This window comes from Streptomyces sp. CA-135486 (assembly GCF_050936555.1).
Taxonomy (GTDB): domain Bacteria; phylum Actinomycetota; class Actinomycetes; order Streptomycetales; family Streptomycetaceae; genus Streptomyces.
Genome location: NZ_JBNJMM010000002.1, coordinates 2,276,494 through 2,300,627 on the forward strand (window position 1 = coordinate 2,276,494; position 24,134 = coordinate 2,300,627).

20 protein-coding genes are annotated in these 24,134 nt (G+C 70.6%); 11 read left to right on the top strand and 9 right to left on the bottom strand.

The features are described from left to right. Positions 1 to 193 precede the first annotated feature (193 nt). Positions 194 to 340, bottom strand: a complete 147-nt coding sequence (locus tag ACQEVG_RS29720) for a hypothetical protein (RefSeq protein WP_432989416.1) — start codon at positions 338 to 340, stop codon at positions 194 to 196. Between ACQEVG_RS29720 and ACQEVG_RS29725 the strand changes: the two genes are divergently transcribed. Continuing rightward, entirely contained in the window at positions 324 to 812 is a 489-nt protein-coding gene (locus ACQEVG_RS29725) for a hypothetical protein (RefSeq protein WP_432989418.1), read from the top strand. The two genes, ACQEVG_RS29720 and ACQEVG_RS29725, sit on opposite strands and share 17 nt — an antisense overlap. Here the strand turns inward: ACQEVG_RS29725 and ACQEVG_RS29730 are convergent. Next, positions 776 to 1,165, bottom strand: a complete 390-nt coding sequence (locus tag ACQEVG_RS29730) for a VOC family protein (RefSeq protein ID WP_432989420.1) — start codon at positions 1,163 to 1,165, stop codon at positions 776 to 778. The genes ACQEVG_RS29725 and ACQEVG_RS29730 overlap by 37 nt on opposite strands. A 57-nt stretch (positions 1,166 to 1,222) precedes the next feature. Here ACQEVG_RS29730 and ACQEVG_RS29735 point away from each other — a divergent pair, with 57 nt between their 5' ends. The 3 genes from ACQEVG_RS29735 to ACQEVG_RS29745 all read left to right on the top strand — a co-directional run bounded on the left by ACQEVG_RS29735 (position 1,223) and on the right by ACQEVG_RS29745 (position 4,244). Next, a complete protein-coding gene (locus ACQEVG_RS29735; protein WP_432989422.1) occupies positions 1,223 to 1,864 on the top strand; it encodes a nucleoside/nucleotide kinase family protein in 642 nt (213 codons plus the stop codon). 237 nt (positions 1,865 to 2,101) lie between these two features. Beyond that, entirely contained in the window at positions 2,102 to 3,055 is a 954-nt protein-coding gene (locus ACQEVG_RS29740; RefSeq protein WP_432993009.1) for a hypothetical protein, read from the top strand. Between the two features lie 67 nt (positions 3,056 to 3,122). Then, positions 3,123 to 4,244 carry an aminopeptidase P family protein gene (locus ACQEVG_RS29745; protein WP_432989424.1) on the top strand — a complete coding sequence of 374 codons (1,122 nt, stop codon included), beginning with the start codon at positions 3,123 to 3,125 and terminating at the stop codon, positions 4,242 to 4,244. 87 nt (positions 4,245 to 4,331) lie between these two features. On the opposite strand, the gene treZ is transcribed toward ACQEVG_RS29745, so the two are convergent. Then, the gene (treZ, locus tag ACQEVG_RS29750; RefSeq protein ID WP_432989426.1) at positions 4,332 to 6,077 is read right to left on the bottom strand and encodes a malto-oligosyltrehalose trehalohydrolase; all 1,746 of its coding nucleotides are present in this window, start codon (positions 6,075 to 6,077) and stop codon (positions 4,332 to 4,334) included. 90 nt (positions 6,078 to 6,167) lie between these two features. Here treZ and ACQEVG_RS29755 point away from each other — a divergent pair, with 90 nt between their 5' ends. Further along, positions 6,168 to 7,529: a GH1 family beta-glucosidase gene (locus ACQEVG_RS29755; RefSeq protein ID WP_432989428.1), complete on the top strand. Its 1,362-nt coding sequence runs from the start codon at positions 6,168 to 6,170 to the stop codon at positions 7,527 to 7,529. Positions 7,530 to 7,549: 20 nt separating this feature from the next. Here ACQEVG_RS29755 and ACQEVG_RS29760 read toward each other — a convergent pair whose 3' ends face one another. Next, a complete protein-coding gene (locus tag ACQEVG_RS29760) occupies positions 7,550 to 8,776 on the bottom strand; it encodes an MFS transporter (protein WP_432989430.1) in 1,227 nt (408 codons plus the stop codon). Between the two features lie 56 nt (positions 8,777 to 8,832). Further along, complete coding sequence (locus ACQEVG_RS29765) at positions 8,833 to 9,726, bottom strand: GNAT family N-acetyltransferase (RefSeq protein WP_432989433.1); 894 nt, start codon at positions 9,724 to 9,726, stop codon at positions 8,833 to 8,835. Between the two features lie 306 nt (positions 9,727 to 10,032). On the opposite strand from ACQEVG_RS29765, the gene ACQEVG_RS29770 reads away from it, so the two are divergent. After that, positions 10,033 to 10,581 (top strand): DUF1707 and FHA domain-containing protein, encoded by a 549-nt coding sequence (locus ACQEVG_RS29770; RefSeq protein ID WP_432989435.1) that lies wholly within the window; start codon positions 10,033 to 10,035, stop codon positions 10,579 to 10,581. A 21-nt stretch (positions 10,582 to 10,602) separates the two neighbouring features. Here the strand turns inward: ACQEVG_RS29770 and treY are convergent, their stop codons facing one another. Further along, positions 10,603 to 12,933, bottom strand: a complete 2,331-nt coding sequence (gene treY / locus ACQEVG_RS29775) for a malto-oligosyltrehalose synthase (protein ID WP_432989437.1) — start codon at positions 12,931 to 12,933, stop codon at positions 10,603 to 10,605. Positions 12,934 to 13,026: 93 nt separating this feature from the next. Further along, positions 13,027 to 15,147, bottom strand: a complete 2,121-nt coding sequence (gene glgX / locus ACQEVG_RS29780) for a glycogen debranching protein GlgX (RefSeq protein WP_432989439.1) — start codon at positions 15,145 to 15,147, stop codon at positions 13,027 to 13,029. Between the two features lie 311 nt (positions 15,148 to 15,458). On the opposite strand from glgX, the gene ACQEVG_RS29785 reads away from it, so the two are divergent. Together ACQEVG_RS29785 and ACQEVG_RS29790 are read left to right on the top strand one after the other, a co-directional pair. Further along, the gene (locus ACQEVG_RS29785; RefSeq protein WP_432989441.1) at positions 15,459 to 16,691 is read left to right on the top strand and encodes an SAV2148 family HEPN domain-containing protein; all 1,233 of its coding nucleotides are present in this window, start codon (positions 15,459 to 15,461) and stop codon (positions 16,689 to 16,691) included. A 75-nt stretch (positions 16,692 to 16,766) separates the two neighbouring features. Beyond that, complete coding sequence (locus ACQEVG_RS29790) at positions 16,767 to 17,489, top strand: 3'-5' exonuclease (RefSeq protein ID WP_432989443.1); 723 nt, start codon at positions 16,767 to 16,769, stop codon at positions 17,487 to 17,489. A gap of 149 nt (positions 17,490 to 17,638) precedes the next feature. Here ACQEVG_RS29790 and ACQEVG_RS29795 read toward each other — a convergent pair whose 3' ends face one another. Continuing rightward, complete coding sequence (locus ACQEVG_RS29795; RefSeq protein ID WP_432989445.1) at positions 17,639 to 18,490, bottom strand: phosphotransferase enzyme family protein; 852 nt, start codon at positions 18,488 to 18,490, stop codon at positions 17,639 to 17,641. Between the two features lie 251 nt (positions 18,491 to 18,741). On the opposite strand from ACQEVG_RS29795, the gene ACQEVG_RS29800 reads away from it, so the two are divergent. The 3 genes from ACQEVG_RS29800 to ACQEVG_RS29810 are packed head-to-tail and all read left to right on the top strand — an operon-like array spanning position 18,742 to position 21,703. After that, a complete protein-coding gene (locus ACQEVG_RS29800; RefSeq protein ID WP_432993012.1) occupies positions 18,742 to 19,572 on the top strand; it encodes a carbohydrate ABC transporter permease in 831 nt (276 codons plus the stop codon). Further along, complete coding sequence (locus ACQEVG_RS29805; RefSeq protein WP_432989447.1) at positions 19,569 to 20,411, top strand: carbohydrate ABC transporter permease; 843 nt, start codon at positions 19,569 to 19,571, stop codon at positions 20,409 to 20,411. The genes ACQEVG_RS29800 and ACQEVG_RS29805 overlap by 4 nt, the downstream gene beginning before the upstream one ends. Beyond that, positions 20,411 to 21,703, top strand: coding sequence for an extracellular solute-binding protein (locus ACQEVG_RS29810; protein WP_432989449.1), 1,293 nt, complete (start codon positions 20,411 to 20,413; stop codon positions 21,701 to 21,703). Before ACQEVG_RS29805 ends, ACQEVG_RS29810 begins: the two co-directional genes overlap by 1 nt. Positions 21,704 to 21,857: 154 nt before the next feature. On the opposite strand, the gene ACQEVG_RS29815 is transcribed toward ACQEVG_RS29810, so the two are convergent. After that, positions 21,858 to 24,125, bottom strand: a complete 2,268-nt coding sequence (locus ACQEVG_RS29815) for an MMPL family transporter (RefSeq protein WP_432989451.1) — start codon at positions 24,123 to 24,125, stop codon at positions 21,858 to 21,860. Between the last annotated feature and the right edge of the window lie 9 nt (positions 24,126 to 24,134).

A 24,134-nucleotide genomic window follows, 5' to 3' on the forward strand; every position in this document is an offset into this window, starting at 1 on the left:
GCGGTCGACAGGCCGGCCTTCCGCCCGCCTTCTGTTCTGAGGGTAGAACGATCAGAGACATTTGGGGCAGCCGGGGCGGGAGAGGAGGCGGAGAAGGGCCAAGCGCCAACGTCGTGCGGCGCCCCGTCGAGTCCGTCGAGGGCCGGACGAAGTCCAAGGGAGGCGGACGACATCCCGGCCTGAGCCCGCGCCTCTACGAACGCTTCAGCCCGGCGACGGCCCACTTCGCCTCCGTGGACAAGGGGCTGAGCTCCTTGCGGAACCCTTTGCCGATCAGCTTCAGCCGGGCCAGGATGCGGCCCCGGACCGCCCGTTCCCGCGCCGTGTCCGCCAGCGACACCAGAGTCTCCCGGACCGCGTGCAGCAACGGAAACAGGCGGCGCGAGCAGTGGGAGATCGCCTTCCCGGCGGTCGTACTGCGCGGCCCGCAGCACCGTCGCCCGGCGCACCTCGTCGCCGGCCGCCTCCTCCCACGCCGCGCGATCCGACCGCATGCGCGCCGGATCGGCCCGGCCCGGCGCGAGGACGGTCTCCCGCAGCGGCGTCCGCACCCGTGGGTCGAGCAGTTCGTACGCCGGCAACTCATCGGCGTTGAGGAGCACATGGTGGGGTTCGGTACGCAGCAGAGCGCCGTGCAGCCGGGCGATCAGCTCGACGGGGGAGCGCTCAGGAAGGCCGAGTCCGGCCCCCAACTCCGCGCACTCGGCGTCCAGTTCGGCCAGGCGCTGCTGCTGCCTCAGCAGCTCAAAAGCACGTTCGGTCATGCGCCCAGACACTACGTCGGCTGCAGCAGGTCCCAGCGGTTGCCGTAAAGGTCCTCGAAGACGGCGACCGAGCCGTACGGCTCGTGCCGCGGCTCCTCCAGGAAGCGGACGCCCGCCGCCGCCATCCGGGCGTGGTCGGCCGCGAAGTCGTCGGTGTGCAGGAAGAAGCCGACCCGGCCGCCCGTCTGCGCGCCGACGCTCGCGCGCTGGACCTCGTCCTTGGCGCGGGCCAGCAGCAGCGCGGTGCCGTGCCCCGTCCCGCTCGGGCGGATCACCACCCAGCGCGAGCCGTCTCCGCGGTCGGTGTCCTCGACGAGTTCGAAACCGAGGGCGTCGGTGTAGAAGGCGATGGCCTCGTCGTAGTCGCGGACGACGAGGGTGACCAGGGCTATGAACGACATGCCGCCAACGTTATACGTATGACCATGATCGATCAATGCGATGGAACAATGCGGCCCATGCATGCGCCACCGCCCCCGCAGTACCCACCGCACGTCCTGTACCGCGCCCGCGCCCTCGCCGTCCCCGGCCGCCGCGTCATTCTGGGCATCGCGGGAGCCCCGGGTGCCGGGAAGTCGAGCCTCGCCGCCCATATCGTCGACTCCCTCGACGGCCTCGCGGTCCTCGTCCCCATGGACGGCTTCCACCTCGCCCAGGCCGAGCTCGAGCGCCTCGGCCGGGCCGGCCGCAAGGGCGCCCCCGACACCTTCGACGCCGCCGGGTACGCCGCCCTGCTCGACCGGCTGCGGGCCCCCGCCCCGGGCACCACGGTCTACGCCCCCGCCTTCGACCGCGCCCTGGAGGAAGCGGTGGCGGGCAGCATTCCGGTCGCCCCCGACGTCCCGCTCGTCGTCACCGAGGGCAACTACCTTCTCCACGACGAAGGCCCCTGGGCGCAGGTCCGCCCGCTCCTCGACGAGGTCTGGTATCTGGAGATCGACGACGCCGTACGAGTACGCCGGCTGGTCGACCGGCATGTGCGGTTCGGCAAGCAGCGCCCGTACGCCGAGCGCTGGGTCCACGAATCCGACGAGCCCAACGCCCGGCTGGTCGCCCGCGGCCGCAACCGCGCCGACTTCGTGGTGACGCAGTCCCCGTAGCCCGCAGGCTCGCGTGCGCCACCGCCACCGCCACCGCCCCGCCGCTGCCGCGGCAAGCGCCCGCACGACCGATGCGGGCGGGTCCCCGTTCCCGTACGGTTCCGGCCGGAAGAGTGTCGCCCGGGTCGAGTTGCCGAGGAGTTGGCCGGCCGGATGCGTACATGGCCCGACTCCTTGGTACGCGGTCTGTACGCTCGAAGCCTCGAAGTCGTGGCACGCGAGCGGAAGGCGGCTGACGTGGGGTTGTTCCGGCGAGGGCCGAAGCGCGACGGACGCGATGCGCCCCGGGACCCCGAGTTCTCGTTCTTCTCGGTTGCCGAGGGCACCCGCTTCCGCGCCCAGGTGCGGGAGGCATTCGCCGAACAGGGCCTTGAGGTGACCGTCTACGCGGACGTGGTCTCCGACAGCGCGGGCCGCCAGTTCGGACTCGCCAATCTCGCCGCGGTCCTGCACAACGACGAGCGCGGGCCGCGGGGCTGGCCCGAGCTCGTACGCCAGCACGTCGGGATGGTCCTGCGCACCATGGACGCGCCCTCCGCCCTGGACATCCTGCCCACCGAGCAGATCCGTGCTCAGCTCTACCCGCGTGTCGTCGGCCGCGACGGCTTCGACGCCAAGAACTTCGGCTACGCACGCGCCCTTGCCCCCGGTCTGTACGAGATCATCGCGCTCGACCTCCCGGAGAGCGTCATGATGCTCACCGACGAGGCCCTGGAACCCCTGGGGGACCTCCAGTACCTGCGCGACCAGGCGCTGTACAACCTCAGGGGCCTGCCCGTCGAGGGTCACGAGACCGTCAAGGACTCCGGCGGTATGCGCTTCGAGGTGGTCCTCGGCGACTCCTTCTACACCGCGAGCCGGGTACTCGCGCTGGACAGCCTCGTACGTCAGGTCACCGGCGAGCAGCTGACCGCCGACGGAGCGCTGGTGGCGATGCCGTTCCGGCACCAGCTCGCCTTCCACGCCATCCACGACGCCGGCGTGATCCCCGCGCTCAACGCGATGGCCTCCTTCGCGGCCTCCGGATACGCCGACACCCCCGGCGCGATCAGCCCGTACGTCTACTGGTGGCGCGACGGCACGCTCACCCAGCTCAGCGACCGCGACGAGGACGGCGAGGGCCTGCGGATCGTGGTCGGCGAGGAGTTCCAGGAGCTGCTGGAGCGGTTGGTGGCCAAGGGCCAGGACTGAGCCCGCCGCCAGGACCGAGCCCGCGGGGCGGCTCGCGCGCCCCGTTGCCTGCGGGCAGGATGGCCCCATGCCGACCACACCCGCGCCCTTCACCGCCGACGACTACCGGGCCCGGATGGCCCGCGCCGCCGACTCCGCAGCCGATGCGGGGCTCGCGGGAGTGCTCGTCGCGCCCGGCCCCGACCTGGTGTATCTCACCGGCTACCGGCCCGCCGCCACCGAGCGGCTCACCCTCCTCGTCCTCGCCGCCGGCCAGGACCCGGTGCTCGTCGTCCCGACCCTGGAGGCCCCGGACGCGGAGCGCGCGCCCGGCGCGTCCGCCCTCACCCTGCGGGACTGGACCGACGGCAAGGACCCGTACGCCGTCACCGCGCCACTCCTCGACGGGGACGGGCGGTTCGGGATCAGCGACAACGCCTGGGCGATGCATCTGCTCGGTCTGCAGCAGGAGCTGCCGGGAAGCTCGTACGTATCGCTGACCGAGGCGCTGCCGATGCTGCGGGCGGTGAAGGACGCGGCGGAGCTGGAACGCCTCGCCGCGGCCGGCGCCGCCGCCGACGCGACGTACGAGGAGATCCTCAAAGTCCGCTTCTCGGGGCGCAAGGAGACGGACGTCGCGGCCGATCTCGCCGCGCTGCTGGGGCAGTTCGGCCACTCGCAGGTGGACTTCACGATCGTCGGCTCCGGTCCGAACGGCGCCAATCCGCACCACGAGGCCGGTGACCGGACCATCGAGCGGGGCGACATGGTCGTACTCGACTTCGGCGGCCTCAAGGACGGCTACGGCTCGGACACCTCCCGTACGGTCCACGTCGGCGAGCCGACGCCCGCCGAACAGCACATCCATGACGTCGTACAGGAGGCACAGCGGGCCGGAGTCGAGGCGGTGAAGCCGGGCGTGGCCTGCCAGGAGGTCGACAGGGCGGCGCGCGAGATCATCGACGAGGCGGGGTACGGCGATCTGTTCATCCACCGCACCGGCCACGGCATCGGCGTCACGACGCACGAGCCGCCGTACATGATCGAGGGCGAGACGCGGCCGATGGTGCCCGGGATGTGCTTCTCGGTGGAGCCGGGGATCTATCTGCCGGGGCGCTTCGGCGTGCGGATCGAGGACATTGTGACGGTGACGGAGGAGGGTGGGCGGCGCCTGAACACGACCTCGCGCGAGATGTCGATCGTCGCGTAGCGGGGCCGCCTGCGGCGCTTGTTCCCCGCCCCTTCCCTTAACCGGGGGCAAGCCCCCAGTTCGGGAAGGGGCGGGGAGGGGAAAGGCTCAGCCGTCCGACAGCACCACGCATGACTCCGGCGGCAGACGCAGCACCCCGTCCCCACCCGGCCCCCGCGCCTCCCTCCACGCCGCCAGCACCCGCCCACCCCCGCCCAGCGGAATCGCCGCCTCCTCCTTCGCGAAGTTGACCGCGACCCGTAGGTCCCCGCGCCGGTACGCCAGCCAGCGCGCCTGTTCGTCGTACGCCACCTTCACCGCGGCCAGATCCGGATCGGTCAGATCGGGCTGCGTACGGCGCAGCGCGATCAGCTCGCGGTACCAGGACAGCAGCCGGGCATGCGGCTCCCGCTCCCGTTCGGAACGGTCCAGGCAGGAGTGGTCCCGGGTCGCCGGGTCCTGCGGGTCCGGGATCTCCTCGGCCGCCCAGCCGTGCGCCGCGAACTCCCGCCGTCTGCCGTTGCGTACGGCCTTCGCGAGCTCAGGATCCGTGTGGTCGGTGAAGAACTGCCAGGGCGTACGCGCGCCCCACTCCTCGCCCATGAACAGCATCGGGGTGAGCGGACCGGTCAGCACCAGCGCGGCCGCGCACGCCAGCAGCCCGGGGGAGAGCGTGGCCGAGAGCCGGTCGCCCAGCGCGCGGTTGCCGATCTGGTCATGCGTCTGGGCATAGCCGAGGAAGCGGTGTGCCGGAGTGCTCGTCACCTCGACCGGGCGCCCGTGGCTGCGGCCGCGGAAGGTCGAGTACGTACCGTCGTGGAAGAAGACACGGGTGAGGGTCTTGGCGAGGGCGGCGAGGGGAGCGGCCGCGAAGTCGGCGTAGTAGCCCTGGGACTCGCCCGTCAGCACGGTGTGCAGGGCATGGTGGAAGTCGTCGTTCCACTGCGCGTGCAGCCCGAGGCCACCCGCCTCGCGCGGCGTCGTTGTCCGCGGGTCGCCCAGATCCGACTCGGCGATCAGGAACAGCGGCCGCCCCAGCTCGCCGGAGAGCGTGTCGACGGCCGCCGACAGCTCCTCCAGGAACGGCAGTGCCCGGGTGTCGGCCAGGGCGTGCACCGCGTCGAGCCGCAGCCCGTCAAGTCGGTGGTCGCGCAGCCACGCCAGCGCGCTGCCGAGCAGATACGCGCGCACCTCGTCCGAGCCCGGGGCGTCGAGGTTGACCGCCGAGCCCCACGGCGTGTGATGGGTGTCGGTGAAGTACGGGCCGAAGGCGGGCAGATGGTTCCCGGACGGGCCGAGGTGGTTGTGGACCACGTCCAGGACCACGCCGAGGCCAAGGCCGTGCGCCGTGTCGACAAAGCTCTTGAGCGCCTCGGGGCCGCCGTACGGCTCATGAACCGCCCACAGCGACACACCCTCGTAGCCCCAGCCGTGCACCCCGGGGAAGGGGCACAGCGGCATCAGCTCGATATGGGTGATCCCCAACTCGGCCAGCTCGCCCAGCCGTTCGGCCGCCGCGTCCAGCGTGCCCTCGGGCGTGTACGTGCCGATGTGCAGCTCGTACAGCACCGCGCCGCCGAGCCCCCGCCCCGCCCACGCGTGCCGCCACTCGTACGCGCCCTGGTCGACGACCGCGCTGGCGCCGTCCGGGCCGTCCGGCTGGCGCCTCGAGCGCGGATCGGGCAGCACGGCCCCGCCGTCCAGCGCGAAGCCGTACCGCGCCCCGTCGCCCGCATCGGCCTCCGCGCTCCACCAGCCCGGGCGCCCTTCGTCCCGCGCCATCGGGCGCTCCGTCCCCTCCAGCCACAGCGCGACCCGGTCCTCGGCCTGTGGCGCCCACACTTCGAAAAGCACTGGCGGTCCCCTCGTCGTCGATGCCGGCTCCCATCCTGGCAAGATCCGGGTCTAGAGGAGGTGTCGTCAGGGCCATTAAGGTCACGAACCATGTCGACGCCGCTGCCGCCGCTGCCCGCCTTCCCGCCCGGCTTCCTCTGGGGCGCGTCCGCCTCCGCGTTCCAGACCGAGGGAGCGGCCGACACCGACGGCAAGGGCCCATCCGGTTGGGACGCCTTCGCCGCCCAGGGCCGGATCAAGGACGGTGCCGACGCCACGCGCGGCACCGGCTTCCACGCCCGTTACCGCGAGGACGTCGCACTGCTCGCCGGCCTCGGCGCGGACGCCTTCCGCTTCTCGGTCAGCTGGCCGCGGGTGATCCCGGGCGGCAGCGGCCCGGTGAACCCCGCCGGGCTCGACTTCTATGACCGGCTCGTCGACGAGCTGTGCGCCCACGGCATCACGCCCGCGCCCACGCTCTACCACTGGGACACCCCGCTCCCGCTGGAGGAGCAGGGCGGCTGGCTCAACCGGGACACGGCCGCCCGTTTCGCCGAGTACGCCTGTGTCGTCGCCGAACGGCTCGCCGACCGCGTACCGATGTGGATCACCATCAACGAGCCGGCCGAGGTCACCCTGCTGGGCTACGCCCTCGGCGAGCACGCACCCGGCAAGCAGCTCCTCTTCGACGCGCTGCCCGCCGCCCACCACCAGCTGCTCGCCCACGGCCTCGCCGTCCAGGCGCTGCGCGCCGCCGGCGCCGCGAACATCGGCATCGCCGTCTCCCACTCGCCCGTACGCACCGCGGGCACGAGCGAGGAGGACCGCTTCGGCGCCGAGCTGTACGACACCGTCACCAACTGGATGTTCGCCGATCCGATCCTCACCGGCCACTACCCCGACGAGAACTTCGCGGCCCTGATGCCGGGCCCGGTCGCCGAAGACCTCGACGTCATCTCCGGCCCGCTCGACTGGTACGGCGTGAACTACTACCAGCCGATGCTCGTCGGCGCGCCGTCCACGGACGCCCTCGGGGACTTCGCCGGTGTCGGCCTGCCCGCCGAACTCCCCTTCGGCCTGCGGGACATCGAGGCCGACGAGCGCACGGCCTTCGGCTGGCCGGTGGTCCCCGACGGACTGCGCGAACAGCTCGTCCTGCTGAAGGAGCGCTTCGGCGACCGGCTGCCGCCGCTCTACATCACCGAGAACGGCTGCTCGTACGATGGAATCGACGACCGGCGCCGTATCGACTTCCTCGACGCCCATCTGCGCTCGCTGAGCTCGGCGATCGACGCGGGAGTCGACGTACGCGGCTACTTCACCTGGTCGCTCACCGACAACATCGAGTGGGTCGAGGGTGCCTCGCAGCGCTTCGGGCTGGTGCATGTCGACTACGAGACCCTGGAGCGCACGCCGAAGGCCTCGTACGGCTGGTACCGGGACGCCATCGCCGCCCAGAAGTCGCGGCACTGAACGCTCACGACACCGAACCCTCACGGCACTGAGCGGATCTTCCAGACCAGCACCCCACCCAGGACCGTCACGACGGTGGAGGTCAGATACAGCCCCGCGTATCCGCCCGCGTACGCCACGATCGGGGCGGCCAGCGCCGGACCGAGGACCTGGGGGGCCGAGTTGGCGATATTGATGACGCCCAGGTTCCTGGCGCGGTCCTCTGCCCGCGGCAGTACCTGGGTGATCAGCGCCTGGTCGACCGCAATGTACACGCCGAAACCAAGACCCAGCAGCAGCGCGGCGCCCATGGCCACCGGCCAGGTGTGCCAGAGCGCCAGCAGTAGCGACGCCATGGCCATGACCACCGAACTCACCGACACGAACGCCCTGCGCCGCCCCCGCCGGTCCGAGACCATCCCGCCCCCGATCGCCGTCAGCACCACACCGGCCGTGTAGAGCACGGTCAGCATCAGCACGCCCTCGTCCGGATCGGCGTAGTGCACCGCGTCCTTGAGGTAATACAGCAGATAGAGCGTGCCGGTGGCGTTGCCGAGCATCACCAGGAAACGGGTCGCCCACGCCCAGGCGAAGTCCGGGTGGGCCCGCGGGCTCACCCAGAAGTCCGCCGCCCGCATCGACACCCTCGTGGACGGGGGAACTTGAGGGTCGTTGGTGAGCAGTACGAACGGCAGCGCACAGAGCACCGTCAGCGCGGCCAGCAGCAGATAGCCCGCCGCGGTCCCCGTCACCACCATCGTCACCAGCAGCGCTCCGAGCACCAGGCCCAGTGTCTGGGGTATCCCGATGAACCCGGAGACCGCGGCCCGCTGCCCGACCGGTACCTGGTCGGGGACGACCGCGCCGGCGCCGGCGAGCATCGCGTTCAGCCCGAGCTGCGCCAGACACCAGCCGAGTGTCACCCCCACCACCGTGGTCTGCGCCGCCGTCACCGCGAGCCCGGCCGCTCCGGCCGCCGCTCCGCCCAGAATCCAGGGGTGACGGCGGCCGAAGCGGCTGCCCGTACGGTCCGACAGCGCGCCGGCCACCGGATTGGCGACGACGGCGACAAGCGCGCCGACGCCGGTGGTCCAGCCGAGCGCGATCTCCTTGCCCGACGGGTCGATCGCGTCGATCTGCTCGGCGAGGAGCACCTGGATCGGGGTGAGGAAGGCCATGAACAGACCGAGGTTGGCCAGCACCAGAGCGGATATCCAGCCGCCGCCGACGCGGGCCCGTGGCTCGGAGTGCAGCTCTTCCGTCGTCATGGGGGCTCGCCATCAGCTCGAGGGAGTCCGGAGCATACGGACACCCCCGCCAATGATCAATGCGAACCGGCAACGAAGTTGATCCGCTCACGGACGACCGGATGACCGGCCTTCGCGAAGTTCGCGGCCATCGGGAAATTGCCCTGATCGGTGGCACCCGCGATGAACTGTGCGCCCCGCTCGGCCAGGAAGTGCGTGCACTCCACGAGCAGGTCGTACGCATAGCCATGGCCGCGCTGCTCCGGCACAACGCCGATGAAGCCGATGCACGGCCCCGACGGATTGTGCGCCGGGATGTGCAGGCCGACCAGTTCGCCCTCCGGAGTGCAGGCGAGCTGCCACCACTCGCGCGGCGACGGGCACCAGTGGAAGAAGTCCAGCTCCTCCTGCGCCGCCCGCTCCACACCTCCTTCGGCGATGGCATGCAGCGCGTGCGCGTCGAGTGTCGCGGAGTGGACGCGGCGCAGCACGTCGAGAATCACGGCGTCGTCGGGCTCGGTGCGGAACCGCAGCCGCCCCGGCCGCTTCGGAAGTCCGCACTCCGGCGTCCACCGGTACTGGTAGCGCTCCACCAGGATCTTCATCCCGGCCGCGGCCGCTGCCCGCATCCTGGCCTCACCGGCTGCCAGGGTCACCGGGTCGGCACGCCAGCCCGCGGGCAGGTTCAGTTCGTACTCGACCTGGTGGGGGGAGGTGCGCAGCAGCTCGATCCCCGCCTCCTCCTCGCCCTCGGCGAAGTCGAACCAGTTGATGCTGACGGGGGATTCGTCATCGGGTCCGCCCCACCAGGCGCCCCGTGCGACGACTCTGCCGTCGCGCAGGGCAACCCGCTTCCATTCGGGCGGGTGCGTGGCGAGCGCCAGGGCGAGGCCCACATCCAGCGGGTCGGGCAGGGTGTCGAAGAGATGTGCGTCGCTCTCGGAGAGCGCGCGGATGACCAGTTCGGTCATGAGAGAAGTCCTCCGGAATGAGATCTCGGGACGAGACCTGCGGTGTGCGCTCCCGGTCAGACTGTGAACGCGCGGTGGACGGGGCGGGAGCGCGGGGATCGGGTGGTCTGCACTGCTCTCGCCTCCTTCCGACGGGTCCGTGGCGTCGCGATCACGCTAGAGGGCCCGGCGAGGAACAGTCCAGTGCTTTCTTACCGCCCGGGCAGGCGACATTGCGCTTCCGCGCAGGTCACGCAGGCGCTCGGGACGGAGAGGAACGACGGTTGTTCTGGACACCCATGGCCCCTCGGCCCGACAATCGCGTACGTGACGTCCTCCTACGAGTTCAACACGTATCCCGCTCGGCTCTCGGATGCCGAGCGCGACCGTGTGCTCGCCGTGCTCAGAGAGGGCGCGGCCCAGGGGAAGTTGTCGCACGACACCTTCATACGGCGCATGGAACTCGCCCTGGTCGCCCGCCGGTCCGACGAACTGCGGGCGCTCACCGCGGACCTCGGTACCGAGGGCCGCTGGTCACGTCATCTGTACCGGGCGGTGGGCCGGGTGTCCGCCTTCTCCGAGCGGCTGCGCCGGGCCTGGCAGGCCGAGAAGCTGCCGCCGCTGCTGCTGCCGGAACCGGGCCCGTACCCCCTGCGGATCGGCCGTGACCCCGGCAACGGGCTGCGGCTGAGCCATGACACCGTCTCGCGCCTGCACGCCGAGCTGAGCAGGCAGGGCAATCTGTGGATCCTGCGCGATCTGGGCTCGACCAACGGCACCACGGTCAACGGGCGGCGGGTGACCGGATCGGTCGTCGTGCACGACGGGGACATGGTGGGCTTCGGCCGGATGAGCTTCCGCCTCACCGCCCGCTGAATCCCGTCCCCCTCAGTGCGCTCAACCGGTCCTGCGGCTGAGCAGCGCCACCGGACGGTCGGCGAACAGTTCGGCCAGCGGCACGGGCCCGCCCCCGAACTCCCGCTCCGGAGCCAGCAGATCGGCCCACCGGCCGTCCGGCAGTGACAGCTCCGTGTCCGCCCAGCCGCCCGCCTGTGCCAGTCGCCGCGAAAGCCGCGTGACGGCCGTGACCACCTCACCCGTGCGGCAGAACGCCACACAGTGGTCGGCCGCGGGGCCGCTCGCGCTGAGCGGTGCGTACGTCCCGGACTCGCCGAAGACCTCCGGCCGTTCCCCGCGCAGCCGCAGCGCCGCCTCCGTGACCGCGGTCTTCTCGGTCGGCGGACCCTCGCGGAACGGCCGCCGGTTGTCCGGGTCCACCAGGGCCAGATAGTCCCGCTCCGTGTCCTGGTAGAGGTCCGGCACCCCTGGCATCGTCAGGTGCAGCAGCGTCGCGCCGAGCGTATTGGCCCGGGAGTACGGATCCAGCTCACGGGCGAAGAGCGCGGCCGTGTACAGGGGCGGCCCCGCGGGCCCCGCGCCCACGAACTCGGTGACGGCCCGCTCGTACGCCGGGTCCGGCTCCGTCCAGGTGGTGTGCAGTGCCGCTTCGCGCACGGCCTTGAGCAGCGCCGTCTGAAGCCTGTCGCCGTACGGGATACCGAACCCGACCGCCGTCTGCCAGGTCACCCACGCCAGATGCGGATCGGGCGCGCGCCCGCCCTCCACGCGTCCCGACTCCTCCGTGATCCGCGTCAAGAAATCCGCCCACCGCTCCGGGCACTCGGAGAGAACGGCGATTCTGGCCCGCACGTCCGAGCTGCGCTTGGTGTCATGCGTCGTCAGCACCGTCCCGGTGGCCGGCCAGTCGCGCGCGATCCGGGCGCAGTACGCATGGAACCGCTCCGGAGCCACCGCCGGACTGCCCGGGTCCCCGCCCACCTCGTTCGCCGAGATCAGCGGCGCGTAGCGGTAGAAGGCCGTGTCCTCGACGGACTTGGCGCGCAGGGCGGACGAGGTCTGGGCGAAGCGGGCCCGGAAGGCGGCATGGTCGGGACCGTCGCCGAGCCGCCCCAGCGCCAGGTCCCGCACCACCTCGACGGCCGAGGACTCGTCGGCGACCGCGAACACCGCCTTGGCCGCGGCGGCCGCCCGCAGCGGCAGCGCGTCCTCGCCGCCGACGCGGTAGGGCCGGTAGACGGGCACCCGCACCAGCAGCTCGCGTACCGCGGCCTCCAGCGCCCATGGCGCGTGGTCGCGCAGGGTGGGATCCGCCGCGCAGACGTGTTCCGCGAGGCGGGTCAGCGTCGCGGTCTCGGCGGCCAGATCATGCGTGAGAACCTTGTACGCGGCGCGGCGCACCGTAGCTTCCCAGTAGCCGCCCCGGTCGCCTGCCGGCCCGGCGAACTCCCGGTACTGACGGACCAGTTCGGCCGCGCCCGCCGGGTCGACGAACAGGCCGTCAAGGTGCCGCAGCGCGTCGTATCCCGTCGTGCCGGCCACCGGCCAGCCCGCCGGGAGGTGCTCGTCACCCGTGAGGATCTTCTCGACGACCGTCCACGCCCCGCCCGTCGCCTCGTCGAGCCGCCGCAGATACGCCTCGGGGTCGGCGAGCCCGTCCGGGTGGTCCACCCGCAGGCCGTCGACGACCCCGTCCTGGACCAGCTCAATGATCTTGGTGTGGGTGGCGTCGAAAACCTCCGGGTCCTCCACCCGTACCCCGATCAGCTCCGAAATGGTGAAGAAGCGACGGTAGTTGATCTCGGTGCGGGCGAGCCGCCACCAGGCGAGCCGGTACCACTGGGCGTCGAGCAGCTCGGGCAGCGGCAGCTTCTCGGTGGACTCGCGCAGCGGGAAGCTCTGCTCCCCGTAGTGCAGCACACCCCCCTCGACCCGCAGGCCCTCCAGCTCGTCCCCGAACCGGCCCGCGAGCACCGGCAGCAGGACCTTCCCGCCGCCCGCCCCCCAGTCGATGTCGAACCAGCGCGCATACGGGGAGAGCGGACCCTCGCGCAGCACCTCCCACAGGGCCCGGTTGTGTCGCGGCACGGCGGCCATGTGGTTCGGGACGATGTCCAGGACGATCCCAAGACCGTGCTCGCGTGCGGTGCGGGCCAGCTCCCGCAGGCCCGCCTCGCCGCCCAGCTCCTCGCGCACCCGCGTCGGGTCGACGACGTCATAGCCGTGCGTCGACCCCGGCACCGCCTCGAAGACGGGCGACAGATGCAGATGCGAGACCCCGAGCTCGGCGAGGTACGGCACCGCCAGCGCGGCGGCCGGGAAGGGGAAGTCCGGCTGCAGCTGTAGCCGGTAGGTGGAGGTGGGCGTCATGCGAACGTACGTACCCACCTTGAGGGCATCTGTGTCATCGGCCCATGCGTCGGTACCCGCCGTTCGGGCTACGTTCGCCCCACGGTGCGCCTGCTATGCGGGTCGCCGCAGCACCGTCAGACTCCGGCCGATCAGCCGCACCCGCTCCCCGGCCGCCACCTTCTGGCCCTGGCCCGGCGGGACGCCCTCCTTGCGTGCCGTGTCCACGACGACCTGCCACTGCCGGCCGTGATTCACCGGCACCGCGAAGTCCAGGTCCTCGGCGCTCGCGTTGAACATCAGCAGGAACGAGTCGTCGGAGATCCGCTCACCCCGGGGCCCGGGCTCCGAAATCGCATGCCCGTTCAAAAACACCGACAGCGCCTTGGCGTGCGCCGCCTGCCAGTCCCGCTGGACCATCTCTTCACCCTCCGGGGTGAACCACGCGATGTCGGAGAGCTCGTCGTGCGTCCCCTCCACCGGGCGTCCGTGGAAGAACCGCCGCCGCCGGAACACCGGGTGGTCGCGCCGCAGCCACACCATCGCGCGGGTGAAGTCCAGCAGCGTCCCCTCCTCGTCCTCGCCCGGCTCCGGCCAGCGGACCCAGGACACCTCGTTGTCCTGGCAGTAGGCGTTGTTGTTGCCGCCCTGCGTACGCGCGAACTCGTCGCCGTGGCTGAGCATCGGCACACCCTGCGAGAGCATCAGCGTGGCGATGAAGTTGCGCATCTGCCGGTCCCGCAGATCGAGCACCTCGGGGTCGTCCGTGTCGCCCTCGACGCCACAGTTCCAGGACCGGTTGTGGCTCTCGCCGTCGCGGTTGCCCTCGCCGTTCGCCTCGTTGTGCTTGTCGTTGTACGAGACCAGATCGTGCAGCGTAAAACCGTCGTGACAGGTGGTGAAGTTGATGGATGCCAGCGGGCGCCGGCCGTCGTCCTGGTAGAGATCGGACGAGCCGGTCAGCCGCGAGGCGAACTCCGCGAGCGTCCGCGGCTCGCCCCGCCACAGGTCCCGCACCGTGTCGCGGTACTTGCCGTTCCACTCGGTCCACAGCGGCGGGAAGTTCCCCACCTGGTAGCCGCCCTCGCCCACGTCCCACGGCTCGGCGATCAGCTTCACCTGGCTGACCACCGGATCCTGCTGCACCAGGTCGAAGAACGACGACAGCCGGTCCACCTCGTGGAACTGCCGGGCCAGGGTCGCCGCGAGGTCGAAGCGGAAGCCGTCCACATGCATCTCGGTCACCCAGTACCGCAGCGAGTCCATGATCAGCTGCAGCACATGGGGGCTGCGCATCAGCAGCGAGTTCCCGGTGCCCGTGGTGTCCGTGTAATAACGGGGATCCTCGGACAGCCGGTAGTACGAGGCGTTGTCCAGGCCCCGGAAGGAGAGCGTGGGGCCCAGATGGTTGCCCTCGGCGGTGTGGTTGTAGACCACGTCGAGAATGACCTCGATGCCCGCCTGGTGCAGGGCGCGCACCGCCTGCTTGAACTCCAGCACCTGCTCGCCGCGGTCGCCCCAGGAGGCATAGGCGTTGTGCGGGGCGAAGAACCCGATGGTGTTGTAGCCCCAGTAGTTGTTCAGCCTGGAGTCCACCAGACGGTGGTCGTTGACGAACTGGTGGACCGGCATCAACTCGAGCGTCGTGACGCCCAGTTCGCTCAGATGCGAGATCACGGAGGGGTGCGCAAGACCGGCGTAGGTGCCGCGCAGCTCCGCCGGCAGCTCCGGATGCAGCATCGTCAGGCCCTTCACATGGGCCTCGTAGATCACCGTGCGGTGATAGTCGGTACGCGGCGGCCGGTCGTCGCCCCAGTCGAAGTACGGATTGACCACGACCGACGTCATCGTGTGCGGCGCCGAGTCCAGGTCATTGCGCGAGTCCGGCTTGCCGAAGTGGTAGCCGTACACCGACTCGCCCCAGTCGATGGAGCCGCTGACCGCACGTGCGTACGGATCGAGGAGCAGCTTCGCGGAGTTGCACCGCTGCCCGCGCTCGGGTGCGTACGGCCCGTGGACCCGGAATCCGTACCGCTGACCCGGCATCACGCCCGGCAGATAGGCATGCCGCACGAAAGCGTCGGTCTCACGCAGCTCCACCGCGGTCTCCGAGCCGTCGTCGTGCAACAAGCACAGCTCGATGCGCCGCGCGGCTTCGGAGTACACCGCGAAGTTGGTTCCGGCGCCGTCGTACGTGGCACCGAGGGGATACGCCTGTCCCGGCCAGACCTGCATAGATATGACTCTTCCACTTCTGATCCGGGTGCTGGGGGGCACTTGGCCCAGATCCTCACCGAAAGTATTGCCGCTAAGTGGCCTCGGTGACCGCGGACGACGCGGTCAACATCGGGTTCCTTGTTTCGCCCCCGCATCGGCCATGGCGGCAACCACTATGAATCCGCTCACTCCGGCCGATCTCGCCTGGCAGAACGGTAGGAATTGGCAAGGCAGTTGGGAAAGTACACTGCGCATCCGGCTGCACCGCCTCCCACAGGCGGAGTAGTCTTCCTTGATCGTTGGGTGGGGGCTGAGAAGGCGGTGCACGGGTGAGCTCGGGAGGGCTGGAGCTACCCCCCGGTGACGCAGGTCACGAGGGGGACTCCGCCGATGTGCCGCCCGGAGCGGTGTCCCTCGCCAGACCGATGGAGATCGGGGCGGAACTGGACTGGGGCGCGGACGCCTGGAGCGAGGTCCGTACCCGCGCGCAGCGTGCCGGGCGGGCCTACATCTGGCTGAACCTGGTGGAGCAGCGGCTGCGGACGGTGGTGGCCGCGGTGCTGCGCCCGATCTACGAACCGGTGCACGGCGACGACTGGGTGGTGGCCGCGGCGGGCCCGGCCGGGCAGGAGTGGGTGCAGCGGGCGGTCGCGGTGCGGGAGGTTTCGCGCCGCAAGGGCTATCTGCTCGACCCGGCGGACGACAATGTCCTGTCCTTTCTGACCCTTCCTCAGCTGCGTGAGCTGATGGTCCAGCACTGGCCGTGCTTCGAGCCGTACTTCGACGACCGGCGGGACGTGGAGCTGGCGCTGGACGAGCTGGAGGTCGCGCGCAATGTGGTCTCCCGCAATCGTGCGCTGAACGAGACGGTCCTCGCGCAGGCGGAGCGTGCCTCCGCGCGGCTGCTCGAGATACTCGGCAGCGGTGCGGGTGTCGCCGCCGCGAACCGGCTGCCGGTCGACGCGGTGGAGGATCTCGTCGGCGACCGCTACGCGGACGTGGTCTCGGTCCACCCCGACCGGGTCAGGCTGCAGCGGCAGCTCCCGGCCGAGGACCTGTTCGGGGGCGCGCGGCGCCTCGATGCGATCGGCATCGGCCTGAACCTCCTGGTCCAGAACTTCTCCGGCCGCCGGCTGGTCCGGCTCGCCGAGTCCGGCTGCCGGGTCCGCCTCATTTTCCTCAACCCGGCGAGCAGCGCGGTGAAGCGGCGCGAGCGGGAACTGGGCATCAAAAAGGGCGAGTTGAGCCGCACGGTGGAGATGAACATCCTCCATATGCGCCGGGTCCGCTCCAAGCTGCGGGACCCGGGTGCCTTCGAGATCCACGTCTTCGACGAGACCCCCCGCTTCACGGCCTATCTGGTCGACGGCGACGGCCCGGACGGCCTCGCCGTCATCCAGTCCTATCTGCGCCGGGCCCGTGGCATGGAGGCGCCGGTACTCGTGCTGCGGGGTGGCGGACGAGCGGTCGTGCGTGCGGGCCACGACAGCGAGAACGGGCTGTTTCAGACATATCGCGAGGAGTTCGAGTCCGTGTGGGCGGACTCGCGGCCGGTTTCCTGAGTTGTCAGTGGCGCGTGGGAGGGTGAATACCCACGGGGGACGCACCACGGGGAGCACCACAAGGGAGGGGCCACGATGGCTTGGCACGGGGAACCGCTGGTCGGCTTCGATCTGGAGACGACGGGTACGGAGCCGCTGGAGGCGCGGATCGTGACGGCCGCGATCGTCGGGGTGCGGTCGGGGGAGCCGGTGCGGCGGCTCGGATGGCTGGCGGACCCGGGTATCCGTATCCCGGCGCAGGCGTCGGCGATCCACGGCATCAGCAGCGAACGCGCGACGGCGGAGGGCCGTCCGGCGCCGGACGTGGCGGAGGAGATCGCTCAGACGCTGACGGAGTACTGGGCGCAGGGCGTGCCGGTCGTGGCGTACAACGCGGCCTTCGATCTGACCCTGCTGACGGCCGAGTTGCAGCGACACGGCCTGCCGTCGCTGAGCGCCCGTCTGGGCGGCCGCGAGATCGGCCCGGTGATCGACCCCTACACGATCGACCGCGCAGTCGACCGCTACCGCAAGGGCAAGCGGACGCTGGAGGCGGTCTGCACGGAATACGGCGTGGTACTGGAGTCGGCCCACGACGCAAGCTCCGACGCGCTGGCGGCGGTCCGGGTGGCGTGTGCGATAGCGGAACGGCACGAGGCGGTGGCCACGTTGACACCGGCGGAGCTGCATGAGCGCCAGATCTCGTGGTACGCGGAGTGGGCGACGGACTTCCAGCGCTTTCTGCGCCGCAAGGGCAGCGCGGACGCGGTGGTGGACGCGTCGTGGCCGGTGCGGGAGCGGGTGCCGTCGGCGGGCTGAGGCAGGGGGGCGCAGCCCCCTGGACCCCCGGTACGCGCTTCGCGCGTGTCCTCAATCGCGGGACGGGCTTGATATGCCCGGGCAATTCAAGCCTCGCCGACGATTGAGGCGCGGGGTTTGGGGCGCCCCGGTTATGGTCCCTCGCACCGTCAGAACGCGTGCCAGCGCACCCTCTCCGCCCCCTCCCGCAGTGACGCGACCCGCCGAGCGAACTCCTCCCGCGCCGCCGGGTTCGTCGGGGCGTGCTGCGCCACCCACGCGCAGCTCGCCGTTTCGCGCGCGCCCCGCAGAACCATGCAGCCCTCCCACTCGCGCACGTCCCACCCGTACGCCTCCGTGAACGACTCGTACGCGTCCGGCGCAAGGCCGTACCGGTCGCGCGTCAGTGCCATGACCACCAGGTCGTGTTCCCGGAAGTCCGACGAGAACGTCTCGAGGTCGACCAGGACAGGACCGTCCGGGCCCACGTGAACGTTGCGGGGGAGCGCGTCGCCATGGATCGGGCCCGGCGAGAGGTGCGGCTTCAGCGCGGAGGCCGCCGCCGCGAAACCGTCGCGGCGGGCGAGCAGATACGCCGCGTCCGCCGGATCGATCGCTTCCCCCGCCAGCCGCAGCCACCGCTCCACACCCCCCAGCAACTCACGCCGCGGAAGCGGGAAGGCGGGGGACGGCAGCGCATGAACCAGACGCAGCAGCCGCGCCAGGTCCGCCGGCTCCGCCGCCCGCACCGCGTCCGGCAGCCGGTGCCACACCGTCACCGGATGCCCCTCGACCAGGCGTGCGTTCGGCTCCGCAGGCCGGACCGCCGGCACGCCCGCCTGCGCCAGCCACGCCCCGACCGCCAGCTCGCGCTCCGATCGCGCCAGCAGTTCCGCGTCCCGGCCGACCTTGACGACCACCTCGCCCGCCCCGAACACCGCGTTCTCGCCGAGCGCCAGCAGCGTCGCGCCGGCAGGCAGTCCCGCAGCCGCCAGTACGTCGCGGGCCCCTGTCTCATCCATGGCGACAGAGTCTCGCATTCATGCAGGTTGCCTTGACGAAGCGACGGACCGTCAGCACGATGACGGAGGCCGCCGGGGCGGCCGGAACAGGATGAGCCGCCCGAAGGAGTCGAATCCGTGACATTGGCGAGCCTCACACCACGATCCGGAAAGCCGGGGTCCGGAAGGTTACGGTCCACAAGGCCACGGTCCTCGAGGCCACCGGCCGGAAGGCAGCGGACCACGGCACCTGGTTCCTTGTACTCCCCGCCCTGATCCCGATCCTCGTCCTCAGCGTCGGCCCCCTGCTCTACGGCATCTCACTCGCCTTCACCGACTCCCAGGCCGGCCGCACCGAACCCACCGAGTGGATCGGGACGCTCAACTTCCAGGACCTGGCCCACGACACCCTCTTCTGGGACTCGTTCAGGATCGGCCTGCTCTGGGGGCTCGGCGTGACCGTCCCCCAGTTCGCGCTGGCTCTCGGCCTCGCCCTGCTGCTCAACCAGAACCTCCGATTACGCTGGCTTGCCCGCGCCCTGTCGATCGTCCCCTGGGCCATGCCGGAAGTCGTCGTCGGCATCATGTGGCGGCTCGTCTACAACCCGGACGCGGGCATCCTCAACGAGACCATCCGTGACCTCGGCCTCGGCGACGGACGCGACTGGCTCTCCGGACTTGCCACCGCCCTGCCCGCTGTCGTCCTCGTCGGCATCTGGGCCGGAATGCCGCAGACCACCGTCGCCCTCCTCGCCGGGCTCCAGAACACCCCGTACGAACTCCATGAAGCCGCCGCCCTCGACGGTGCCGGCGCCTGGCGCCGCTTCCGCACTGTCACCTGGCCCGCCCTCAGACCCGTCGCCCTCGCCATCACCGCGCTCAACTTCATCTGGAACTTCAACTCCTTCGCCCTGGTCTATGTGCTCACGGGCGGTGGACCCGGCGGCCGCACCCGCCTGCCCATGCTCTTCGCGTACGAAGAGGCGTTCCGCTACGGCCAGTTCGGGTACGCCGCCGCCATGGGCTGCGTCATGGTCGCGGTCATTTCGGTGATGCTCGCCCTCTATCTCGTAGGGCGGCTCAAGGGAGGCGAGGAGAAGTGACGGCCCTCCGCACCAGCAGGTCCGCCCGCGCAGGCCAGTACCTCGCGCTCCTGTGCTATCTCGTCTTTCTCGCCTTCCCCTTCCTCTGGCTGCTGTCCACCGCCTTCAAGCCGCCGCGTGAACTGGGCTCGCTGCACCCCGCCTGGATCCCCGAGGACCCGACCCTCGACAACTTCCGGCAGGCCTTCGACGAACAGCCCCTTCTCCAGGCCGCCGCCAACAGCCTCGTCGCGGCTCTGGCCGCGGCCGTCGTGGCCGTGGTGATCGCGACCCCCATGGCCTATGTCATGGCCCGCAACCGCACCAGGCTCTCCACCGCCGCCACCGGCTGGGTCGTGGTCAGCCAGGCGTTCCCGTTCGTCCTGGTGATCATTCCGCTGTTCCTGGTCCTGAAGAATCTGCAGCTGATCAACACCCTCTCCGGGCTGATCATGGTGTACGTGGTGTGGGCGCTGCCGTTCGCGCTCTGGATGCTGGTCGGGTACGTACGGGCCGTGCCCCGCGAGTTGGAGGAGGCCGCGGCCGTCGACGGCGCGGGCCGGGTCCGCACCCTTGTCTCGGTCACCGCGCCGCTGCTCGCGCCCGGCATCGTCGCGACCGCGCTGTTCGCCTTCATCACCGCATGGAACGAGTTCTTCTTCGCGCTCGTCCTGCTCAAGACCCCGGAGAAGCAGACCCTGCCGGTCGTCCTCACCCACTTCCTCGGCGCGGAGGGCGTCGCCGACCTCGGGCCGCTCGCGGCGGCCGCGTTCCTGGCGACGCTGCCCTCGCTCGTCATCTTCGCCGTCATCCAGCGGCGGATCACGGGCGGGATGCTGGCCGGGGCGGTGAAGAGCTGATGCGCGTACGACTGCTCACGGCCGCGGCCACCGCGCTCGCCCTGCTGCTGACCGGCTGTTCGGACGACGGCAAGGAGAGAGACGGGAAAGTCACGCTCCGCTTCCAGTCGCTGGCGTGGCAGAAGGAGTCCGTCGACGCCAACAGGGAGTTGGTGGCGGAGTGGAACGCGCGTCATCCCGACATCCAGGTGAAGTACGTCCAGGGCAGCTGGGACAGCGTCCATGACCAGCTGCTGACCGCCTTCGAGGGCGGTGAGGCGCCGGACATCATCCACGACGCCTCCGACGACCTCGCCGACTTCGCGTACGGCGGCTGTCTCGCCGATCTCGGCGAGCTGCTGCCCCAGCGCCTCAGGTCCGACATCTCCCGGCAGAGTTGGCAGACGGCGACCTTCGGCAAGGGGGTCTACGGCGTCCCCTTCCTCCAGGAGCCGCGCGTCCTCATCGCCAACAAGAAGATCCTTGCCTCCTCCGGGGTGCGCGTGCCGACCGCTCGGCAGCCGTGGAGCTGGGAGGAGTTCCGGCAGATCACCAAGGCATTGACGCGGAAGATGGGGGAGGGGAAGTACGGCATCGCCTGGCCGCTCAAGGAGCCGGTCTCGGCCACTCTCAACCTCTCCCTCTCCACCGGCGGCCAGGTCTTCCACCGCGGCGCGGACGGCAAGGTCCAAGTCCGCTTCGACGCGGCCGACCAGGTGGTGCCCCGCACCATCAACGCACAGGTCAACAGCGACGAGAGCGCATCGCGCACCACTCTGGGCTCAGGCGGCTCCGACACCCTGCCCGGCTTCTTCGGCGGCAAGTATGCGATGGTGCCGCTCGGCTTCTCGTACCGTCAGCAGATCGTGCAGCAGGCACCCAAGGGGTTCGAGTGGACGGTGCTGCCCGCCCCGGCCGGGGACGGGGGCCTGGCCCAGGGGGTGAGTCCGCAGACGCTCTCGATCGCGGAGGACAGTCCGTACAAGAAGGAGGCGGCGCGGTTCATCGACTTCATGCTGCAGCCGCAGAACATGGTGCGGCTCGCGAAAGGCGACTGGATGCTGCCGACCGGTACGCGGGCGCTGGCGGACCCCGCGCTGCACACCGAGAAGGACGGCTGGGCCACCGGCGCGGCGCTCGCGCGGGATCTGCGCTCCGCGCCGGCGCAGTCGGTGCGGGGCTATCCGGAGTGGAAGGACAAGGTGGCGACGCCCGCGCTCCAGGAGTACTACAGCGGCGCGATCGACGAGAGCGAGCTGCGCAAACGGCTGGTGAAGGACGGGAATCACGTACTCGCGCGGTACCAGCGCTGACGGGAGGCGGGGTGCTTTCCCTCACCCGCCCTCCCTCAGACTTCGTCCGGGGGGATCCCCGGACGGGCTCAATATGAGCCCGTCCGGCGATTGAGGACCGGGGGTGGTGAGGGGGCGGAGCCCCGATACACGGCCCCGCCCCCTCACTCCCGCGTCAGACCCGCACCGGATCCGGTCGGTCGTCGTCGTGGCGCGGCCCCGCCACCGGGACCGGAGCCGCCGCCGACTCGTCGTGTGTCAGATCCGGCAGCCACCGCAGCCACTTCGGGAAGTACCAGTTCTTGTCGCCCAGCAGCGCCATGATCGCCGGCAGCAGCACCCCGCGGATGACCGTCGCGTCGATCAGGACCGCCGCCGCCAGGCCCACGCCCATCTGCTTCATCGACTGCATCGACAGCGTGCCGAAGATCGCGAACACCGCGACCATGATGACCGCCGCGCTCGTCACCACGCCCGCCGTCGTCACCACGCCATGGGTGATCGCCTCCCGCGTACCGCGCCCCTGCACCTTCGCCTCGCGGATCCGGGACACCACGAACACGTGGTAGTCCATCGAGAGTCCGAACAGGATCACGAAGAGGAACAGCGGCAGCCACGTGATGATGGCGCCCACGCCCTCCGCGCCGACCAGCGACGCGCCCCAGCCGTACTGGAAGACCGCGGTGAGGATGCCGTACGCCGCGCCCACCGACAGCAGGTTGAGCACGATCGAGGTGATCGCGATCGTCAGGGACCGGAACGACAGCAGCATCAGGATGAACGCGAACACCACCACAAAGGCGAAGACGGGTGTCACGGCCCCGGTGAGCTGGTCGTTGAAGTCCTTCGAGCCCGCGACCTGGCCGGTGATCGGCGCTTGGAGGCCGTCGATCGTGCCGAGTGTCGCCGGACGAACCTCCTTGCGCAGGATGTCCAGGCTCTTCTCCGCCTTGTCCTGGTCGGAGCCGCCCACCAGCGGTACGTAGACAAATGCGATGCCCTGCGCGTCGTGCCGGACCACTTCGATGGGTCCCCGGGACGCGCCCGAACTCACCGCCTGCTTACGGAAGCCGTCGATCGCCTGCTTCACGGGCGTCGCGTTGATGTCGTCCGCCTTGACGATGACCACCGCCGGGTCCGCACCGCCCGGGAACGCCTCGTTGATCCGTTCGTAGGTCGCCACGATCGGCACCGAGTCGCCGAACTCCTGGTCCAGCGTGAGGTTCTGCGTCTTCATGCCGAGCGCGGGCAGTGCGATGGCGATCAGCGCTCCCGCGGCCACCACCAGCGACACCGCGGGACGCTTCAGTACGCCGCCGAGGACCCGGGTCCACACCCGGCTGCCGCCGTCCGTGCCGTTCGCGCCGCGCTTCATGCGGTTCAGGAAGGGGATGCGCCCCTTCTCCACCCGCTCGCCGAGCAGCGAAAGCAGCGCCGGCAGCACCGTCACCGAGCCGACCATCGCCACGGCCACCACGATCAGCGAGGCCAGGCCCATCGACTCGAACGTGCCGATGCCGGTGAAGAGCATGCCGGCCATCGCCACGCACACCGTCACACCGGAGACGATGACGGCCCGGCCACTGGTCGCCGCGGCGATCTGCATCGCCGTGTGCGCGTCGCGTCCCGCGGCCCGCTCCTCGCGCTCGCGCCGCAGATAGAACAGGCAGTAGTCGACGCCGACCGCCAGCCCCACCAGCAGCATCACGGAGCTCGCACTGTCGCTCATCGGCTGGAAGTGGCTGACGACGCCCATCAGGCCCGTCGTCGCCATGATCGCGGTGATCGCCAGAGCTACCGGCAGCAGCGCGGCCACCAGTGCGCCGAAGGCGATCAGCAGAATGCCGAGCGCGACCGGCACCGCCGAGAGCTCCGCCTGCTGGAAGTCGTCGCCGAACGCGTCGTCGAAGGTCTTTCGCATGCTGGCGCCGCCGATCTCCTCGATCCGCAGCTCCTTGTGCCCGTCCTGGACCCCGGCAACGGCCTTGAGTACCGGCTCGATCCGGTCACCCGCCGTCTCGGGGTCCCCGCGCACATCGAACTGGACGAGCGCGCTGCGCCCGTCCTTCGAGATGCTCTTGGTGTCGTACGGAGACGTCACCGCGGTGACCACGCCCGTGTCGCCGACCGCCTTGACCACCTCGTCGACGGCCTTGCGGAATCCCGGGTCGGTGGCTTTCACCGAGCCGTTGCGCGACTGGACGAGCACCGTCTCGCCGGCCGGCTCCTCGACGCCCGCCTCCGCCGTGATCTTCGCGGCTTGGGTGGTCTCACCCTTCAGCTGTTCGCTGTCCTTGAGCTCGACGGTGCCCACAGCCGAACCGGCCGCCATGGCAAGAAGGACGAACAGCACCCAGATCCCCACGGCGGCCCAGCGGTGCTGCGCGCTCCATCCGCCTGCCCGCGCGGCTATTCCGCGCGGACCCCCTCCTGCTTTCCCCATGACAGCCTT

Bases quoted from the DNA above. Each gene is read 5' to 3' on its own strand.
- ACQEVG_RS29730 (WP_432989420.1), bottom strand. From the start codon at position 1,165: ATGTCGTTCATAGCCCTGGTCACCCTCGTCGTCCGCGACTACGACGAG.
- ACQEVG_RS29735 (WP_432989422.1), top strand. From the start codon at position 1,223: ATGCATGCGCCACCGCCCCCGCAGTACCCACCGCACGTCCTGTACCGC.
- ACQEVG_RS29745 (WP_432989424.1), top strand. From the start codon at position 3,123: ATGCCGACCACACCCGCGCCCTTCACCGCCGACGACTACCGGGCCCGG.
- ACQEVG_RS29755 (WP_432989428.1), top strand. From the start codon at position 6,168: ATGTCGACGCCGCTGCCGCCGCTGCCCGCCTTCCCGCCCGGCTTCCTC.
- ACQEVG_RS29760 (WP_432989430.1), bottom strand. From the start codon at position 8,776: ATGACGACGGAAGAGCTGCACTCCGAGCCACGGGCCCGCGTCGGCGGC.
- ACQEVG_RS29765 (WP_432989433.1), bottom strand. From the start codon at position 9,726: ATGACCGAACTGGTCATCCGCGCGCTCTCCGAGAGCGACGCACATCTC.
- treY (WP_432989437.1), bottom strand. From the start codon at position 12,933: ATGACGCCCACCTCCACCTACCGGCTACAGCTGCAGCCGGACTTCCCC.
- glgX (WP_432989439.1), bottom strand. From the start codon at position 15,147: ATGCAGGTCTGGCCGGGACAGGCGTATCCCCTCGGTGCCACGTACGAC.
- ACQEVG_RS29790 (WP_432989443.1), top strand. From the start codon at position 16,767: ATGGCTTGGCACGGGGAACCGCTGGTCGGCTTCGATCTGGAGACGACG.
- ACQEVG_RS29795 (WP_432989445.1), bottom strand. From the start codon at position 18,490: ATGGATGAGACAGGGGCCCGCGACGTACTGGCGGCTGCGGGACTGCCT.
- ACQEVG_RS29810 (WP_432989449.1), top strand. From the start codon at position 20,411: ATGCGCGTACGACTGCTCACGGCCGCGGCCACCGCGCTCGCCCTGCTG.
- ACQEVG_RS29815 (WP_432989451.1), bottom strand. From the start codon at position 24,125: ATGGGGAAAGCAGGAGGGGGTCCGCGCGGAATAGCCGCGCGGGCAGGC.